1 protein-coding gene is annotated in these 1,378 nt (G+C 55.6%); it reads left to right on the top strand.

Going from position 1 to position 1,378, the window contains the following annotated elements:
- Nucleotides 1-85: 85 nt before the first annotated feature.
- Nucleotides 86-1,105 carry an IS110 family RNA-guided transposase gene (locus tag ACOJB8_RS41045; protein WP_475017964.1) on the top strand — a complete coding sequence of 340 codons (1,020 nt, stop codon included), beginning with the start codon at nt 86-88 and terminating at the stop codon, nt 1,103-1,105.
- The last annotated feature ends 273 nt before the right edge of the window (nt 1,106-1,378 follow it).

The raw sequence follows: 1,378 nt of genomic DNA on the forward strand, positions 1-1,378 counted from the left end.
TCGTAGCCAATGGAATGAGCGCCTCCCACCCATCGTCGAATCGGCAGATCATGGAGGCTTCCAAAGCCAACCTGGGGAAACGGAAATGACGCTCACGCCCGTTGGGATCGACATTGCCAAGAATGTCATGCAGCTGCACTACGTTGACCAAGAGACGGGCGAGATCGTGAACAAGCCCATCAAACGCGCACAGTTGCTCGAGCACTTTGCAAATCGGGCGCCATGCCTGATCGGAATGGAGGCTTGCGGAGGAGCGCACCACTGGGCGAGAGAGCTGTCGAAGATGGGACATCAGGTGAAGTTGTTACCTGCCGAGTTTGTCAAAGCATTCAATATTCGCAATAAGAATGACGCGGCCGACGCACTGGCGATCTGGTTTGCAGTACAACAGCCGAGCAAGCCCGTCGCTATCAAAACTGAAATGCAACAGTCGATGTTGGCACTGCACCGGGCTCGGCAGCAACTCGTCGAATTCCGTACGATGCAAATAAATGGGCTGCGTGGCATGCTGGCCGAGTTTGGCGAAGTCATGGGGCGAAGGCGCGGCGGGATGGCAGGTGTGATCCCTGACGTGCTTGCGAGGGTCGCCGAGCGACTTCCCGCTGTGCTCATCGACACCTTGCGCGAGCAGTGGAATCGTATCCTGCAACTGGATGCGGCAATTCGAGAAATCGAGCGCCGTATGCGCGAGTGGAAAAAGGAGGACCGCGCCGTGAAAGCCATAAGCGAAATCCCCGGTGTGGGATTACTAACGGCGACGGCCACCGTTGCCATGATGGGCGACGCCAAGGCCTTCAAATCGGGTCGGGAGTTTGCTGCATGGCTAGGACTGGTGCCGAAACAGACCGGTTCGGGTGGAAAGATAAATCTGCATGGAATCAGCAAGCGCGGAGATTCCTATTTGCGAACGCTGCTGATCCACGGCGCGCGTAGTGTCATGACAAACGCCAGGGACCCCGGACCATGGGTCCAGCAATTAAAGAAGCGTCGGTCCTGGAACGTAGTGATTGTTGCGCTAGCGAACAAGATGGCGCGAACAATCTGGGCAGTCCTGGCTCACGACCGTCCTTATCAAAAAGGATATGTGAGTGTCAAACCGACATAGTCGGAATCCCGTCGGCGAATGAAGTTTGTGGAAGACGAACGTTGAAAGGTTGCGCAGCGATCGAGTGTGATGACGAGACAGGTTGGACCATGACTCACGAAACCTGAATGACCGACTGAGCGTAAAGCTCGAGTAACCAGTGAGGTGTGAGTCAGCGGATTTCATAGGGGGCCGCAGCGATACGCATAGCTGCAACAAGCCCGGATATACATCTGCAACCCATTCTGTCGAATCTGAACACCGATGCTTGTGCAAACGGGAGGCGCTCATATA

The sequence above is a fragment of the Paraburkholderia sp. BR10141 genome, assembly GCF_056155635.1.

What these genes read in the sequence shown, in the direction of transcription:
- ACOJB8_RS41045 (WP_475017964.1), top strand. Translation starts at nt 86, where the DNA reads ATGACGCTCACGCCCGTTGGGATCGACATTGCCAAGAATGTCATGCAG.